4 protein-coding genes are annotated in these 4,526 nt (G+C 65.4%); 1 reads left to right on the forward strand and 3 read right to left on the reverse strand.

Going from position 1 to position 4,526, the window contains the following annotated elements:
- Positions 1–202 precede the first annotated feature (202 nt).
- Positions 203–577: a hypothetical protein gene (locus HCR68_RS13655; protein WP_167150369.1), complete on the reverse strand. Its 375-nt coding sequence runs from the start codon at positions 575–577 to the stop codon at positions 203–205.
- 25 nt (positions 578–602) lie between these two features.
- Between HCR68_RS13655 and HCR68_RS13660 the strand changes: the two genes are divergently transcribed.
- Positions 603–863, forward strand: a complete 261-nt coding sequence (locus HCR68_RS13660; protein ID WP_167150375.1) for an excalibur calcium-binding domain-containing protein — start codon at positions 603–605, stop codon at positions 861–863.
- A gap of 209 nt (positions 864–1,072) precedes the next feature.
- Here the strand turns inward: HCR68_RS13660 and HCR68_RS14490 are convergent, their stop codons facing one another.
- Positions 1,073–3,046: a PT domain-containing protein gene (locus HCR68_RS14490; protein WP_167150371.1), complete on the reverse strand. Its 1,974-nt coding sequence runs from the start codon at positions 3,044–3,046 to the stop codon at positions 1,073–1,075.
- A 548-nt stretch (positions 3,047–3,594) separates the two neighbouring features.
- The gene (locus HCR68_RS13670; RefSeq protein WP_167150373.1) at positions 3,595–4,398 is read right to left on the reverse strand and encodes a hypothetical protein; all 804 of its coding nucleotides are present in this window, start codon (positions 4,396–4,398) and stop codon (positions 3,595–3,597) included.
- Positions 4,399–4,526: the final 128 nt, after the last annotated feature.

Consider the following 4,526-nt stretch of genomic DNA (forward strand, 5'->3'; position numbering starts at 1 on the left):
CCGCGCCGGGTCGGCCAGTGCCTCCAAGGTCATCCTCGTGGCTCGCTCGCGCAGCTCATCGGGGTACTTCTTCTGTCCCATGACAGTGATCCTTCCGTGTCATCACTGCCTCCATCAAACCCGGGGCGATTCAACAAGTAAGGCCTGTCTGTCGCTGGCATTGAGTAGCCGTCGGCTCTCTGCACTACTCGCGGCTCACTCCTCATGGTGCCGCGCCATGCTCATGGCACTCGACGCGGCACAGCATCCTTATCCTTCCCTTCTCTTTTGAGGCTCTGCTGAAGAACTTTCCTGTCTTGTCCATCTCCTTACGATCGCCCCGCCCCGGCCTAGGCCGACCGGTATCACCGATGCCGAGGTGCCAGAGGGCAGTGAAGGGTGCGGCGTCTGCGGCTCTGACCGTCTCGGTCTGCGCCGGGCTGGCCGGGTGCGGGATGCCGTCGTCGGCCGACGACGCGGTCTCGCCGATACCGACACCCTCGCCGAAGGTGACGGTTACGGCGTCGCCGTCGCCCACGCCCACTCCCACGCCGTCACCCACTCCGACCCCGACGCCGAGTCCCACGCCGTCGCCCACGCCCACGCCGTCGCCGACTCCGACGATGCAGGCCCCGACACCCGAGCCCTCGCCGGAGCCCGCGGTACCGGAGCCCGAGCCGACGCCGGAGACGGATGCTCAAGGCTCTGGTGGCGGTGAAGCGGTACAGGAACCGGCCCCAGCGCCGGAACCCGCTCCGAAGAAGGAGTACTACGCCAACTGCAAGGAGGCGAGGGCTGCCGGGGCGGCTCCGATGTACCAGGGCGACCCCGGCTACCGGCCGGAGCTGGACCGCGACAAGGACGGCATCGCCTGCGACAAGTAGGTCGCGCTTTCCGGTTCTTGCCGATGGAGGCCGTCGGCGACGAACGGAACCGTATCGGGGGCGTCTCAGACGAATGGGGTTGGAACTGCCCTGGTCTCCACGCCTTCCACATCTCGGCAGACAGAGCGGGGTCCCAAGCAGATGGTTCTGCTTGGGACCCCGACTCGTCGGTGACCGTTCCTCAGGTCAGATCACGTTGGTCTCCGGACTCACCGGATGAGCGTGCCGCTGTTGTGGAAGTAGAAGCGGCCGCCGTCGATCGTGGCCCAGCCGGTGGTCATGGCCCCGTTGGGCTGGAGGTAGTACCAGGCGCCGTCGACCATCTTCCAGCCGGTGGCCATGGCGCCGTTGGCGTTGAGGTAGTACCACGTGCCCCCGTCCATGATCCAGCCGGTGGCCATGGCGCCGTTGGCGTTGAGGTAGTACCAGGCGCCGTCGACCATCTTCCAGCCGGTGGCCATGGCGCCGCTGGGCTGGAGGTAGTACCACGTGCCCCCGTCCATGATCCAGCCGGTGACCATCGCGCCGGAGTCCTCCATGTAGTACCACTGTCCGCCCGAGGCGACCCAGCCCTTGGAGGCCATGACGCCGTTGGAGTCGAAGTGGTACCAGGCGCCGTCGACCATCTTCCAGCCCGTGGCGATGGCGCCCTCGGGGTTGGCGTAGTACCAGGTGTCCTTGTCCTTCACCCAGCGGCCATCGGCCATGGCACCGGACACGGGATCGAGGTAGTAGCGGGTGCCGTTGACGGTGACCAGGCCGGTCTGCATCTTGCCGTCGGCGTCGAAGTGGTACCAGGCGCCGTCGACGAGCTTCCAGGTCTGAGCGGCGAGATCGCCGTTGTCGTTGGCGTAGTACCAGGTGTCCTTGTCCTTGACCCAGCCGCTGGCCTGCATGGCTCCCATGTCGTTGAAGGAGTACCAGTGGTCGCCGATCTTCTGCGTGCCGGTAGCGGCGGCGCCGTCCGCACCGAAGTAGTACCAGGTGCCGTCGATCTTGGCCCAGTTCTTCTTCAGCTCACCATTCTCGTAGAAGTAGTGGTGGCCGTCCTTGGTCTCCCAACCGGACTTGGGCTCCTCGGAGGGCTTGTCGGAGGGCTGGTCTGACGGCTTGTCGGAGGGCTGGTCTGACGGCTTGGCGCCGGGGTCCTCGCCGGGTTTGTCGGAAGGCTGGTCCGAGGGCTTGTCGGAGGGCTGGTCCGAGGGCTTGTCGGAGGGCTGGTCCGACGGCTTGACGCCGGGGTCCTCACTGGGCTTGGTTCCGGGCTCCTCGCCGGGCTTGGCACTGGGGTCGGCTGAGGCGCTGGGATCCGCGCTGGGCTTGTCGGAGGGCTGGTCCGACGGCTTGACGCCGGGGTCCTCGCCGGGCTTGGTTCCGGGCTCCTCGCCGGGCTTGGCACTGGGGTCGGCTGAGGCGCCGGGATCCGCGCTGGGCTTGTCGGAGGGCTGGTCCGACGGCTTGGCACCAGGGGCCTCGCTGGGCTTCATGCTCGGCTCAGCCGGAGGATCTGCCTTGGGTGACTCAGTCGGCTTGGCGCTGGGCTCGGCCGACGGCTCCACCTTGGGGGTCTCGGCCGGCTTGGCACTGGGTGCCGGGTCCACGATGGGCTTCGTGGTGGGCTCAGCAGACGGAGCCGACGGCTTGGCCTCCGCGCTGGGCTTGGCGCCGGGGTCCTCGCCGGGCTTGTCGGAGGGCTGGTCCGACGGCTTGACGCCGGGGTCCTCGCCGGGCTTGGTTCCGGGCTCCTCGCCGGGCTTGGCACTGGGGTCGGCTGAGGCGCCGGGATCCGCGCTGGGCTTGTCGGAGGGCTGGTCCGACGGCTTGGCACCAGGGGCCTCGCTGGGCTTCATGCTCGGCTCAGCCGGAGGATCTGCCTTGGGGGTCTCGGCCGGCTTGGCACTGGGCTCGGCCGACTGAGGTGCCTGATCCGACTGAGCCTGCGTTGCGTCGGCAGACGCGGCCTGCGTAGCTTCCGCCTGATGGGCAGGGGATTCTTCCTCCTTCTTGTCCTTCTGCGAGTCGTCGGATGTGGCGGCCTGCTCGTCTGCCGGCTGCGTGGCGGTGACCTCACCGCTCTGGCTGGCGGTAGGAGCATCCTCCTCGGCCAGGGCTGCGGGGTTTGCTAGTCCCATGAGCGTCATCGCCGCGAGTGTGCCGATCATGTATCGGCCAGTGCGCTTCATCATGTCCTCCTTGAGGAAAGAGTCCTCATCTTTGTGAACGTCTCCGTCATAACCGGCCGGTCAACAGTCTTTCTTGGCCTTTTCTCCGGCGGGCGGATACTGAGAATATACGAGGAGATGGCGCTGTTATCACGGCCAAGTTGCCTGAATTGTGCGTCAGTTTGATGAAGTATTTGATATCTGCTGAGATGGTTACCCTTATGATTTATTACGGATGGGTGTCGTACTGCTCGACCGGTCGGGGAGGTTGATGGGGTGCAGACGCCTGGAAGGCGGTCGTTCGTCCGGGGGTGTCCACATCTGCCGCAAGGACAGCAGCGGGCCTTCATGTGGCGATATGAAACCGCATAACTCTGCGGTTTCCTGGCGTGTCTGAGCGGTGTGCCGGTCTCTTTGGTGCAGATGCGGACACGAAGCCCGTGGGGTCCCGAGCAGACGCGTTCGCTCGGGACCCCACGTGCTTGGAATCAGTCAGTCGCTGGGCTGTTGACGATTCTCCCTCCTTTGCCGTTGATATTTCCTCTGGTGGAAGCCGGACTGGGGTGGCCTCAGCCGGCCGCAGAAGTGGACCAATGGCCGTTTCCGTCGAAGGTGTACGAGCGGCCGTCAATCGTCATGGTCCTGTTGATCGTCATCGCGCCGTTTTCGTTCACATAGTAGTTGTCGACCCACTGATTTCGGACCATGGCTCCGTTGCTCTGGAAGTAGTACCAGTGCCAGTGGACCCACTTCCAGCCGGTTGCCATCGCACCGTTGTTGCCCAGGTAGTAGAAGGAGCCGTCGATCTGCTGCCAGTCGATGGCCATGGCGCCGCTGGGCTGGAAGTAGTACCAGGAGCCGTCGATCGCCTGCCAGCCGGTGGTCATGGCGCCGCTGGGCTGGAGGTAGTACCAGGTCTCTCCGATCTGCTGCCAGCCGGTGGTCATGGCGCCGCTGGGCTGGAAGTAGTACCAGGACCCTCCGATCTGCTGCCAGCCCGTGCTCATGGCGCCGGAGTCGTTGAAGTGGAACCAGGTGCCTCCAATGTTGGTCCAGCCGGTGGTCATGGCGCCGCTGGGCTGGAGGTAGTACCAGGTCCCTCCGATCTGCTGCCAGCCGGTGGCCATGGCACCGTTGGGCTGGAGGTAGTACCAGGCTCCGTCGACCATCTTCCATCCGGTCACCATCGCGCCGTCCGCGTCGACGTAGTACCAGCGACCGTCCGACGAGACCCACTTGCCGGCGGCCATCGCGCCCGAGAGCTCGAGGTAATACCACTTTCCGCCGTCGGAGATCCAGACGTTGGAGAGCTGGGCTCCATTGGCCTGGAAGTAGTACCAAGAACCGCTGATCTGCTTCCAGCCGGTGCTCATGCCTGAGTTGCACAGTTTTTAGTGCCCTGTTGGGATGTTCAGGGCGGTGAGGATTTTCTCGGCTTCGGGGGTCAGGGGGTCGGCGGCGGTGAGGTGGTGGCCGTTGAGGTTGATGGTGACGTCCTGGA

It is taken from the genome of Actinomyces sp. ZJ308, from assembly GCF_011752065.1.
GTDB lineage: Bacteria > Actinomycetota > Actinomycetes > Actinomycetales > Actinomycetaceae > Actinomyces.

Coding starts and splice junctions, on each gene's coding strand:
- HCR68_RS13660 (WP_167150375.1), top strand. CDS start 603: ATGCAGGCCCCGACACCCGAGCCCTCGCCGGAGCCCGCGGTACCGGAG.
- HCR68_RS14490 (WP_167150371.1), bottom strand. CDS start 3,046: ATGAAGCGCACTGGCCGATACATGATCGGCACACTCGCGGCGATGACG.
- HCR68_RS13670 (WP_167150373.1), bottom strand. CDS start 4,398: ATGAGCACCGGCTGGAAGCAGATCAGCGGTTCTTGGTACTACTTCCAG.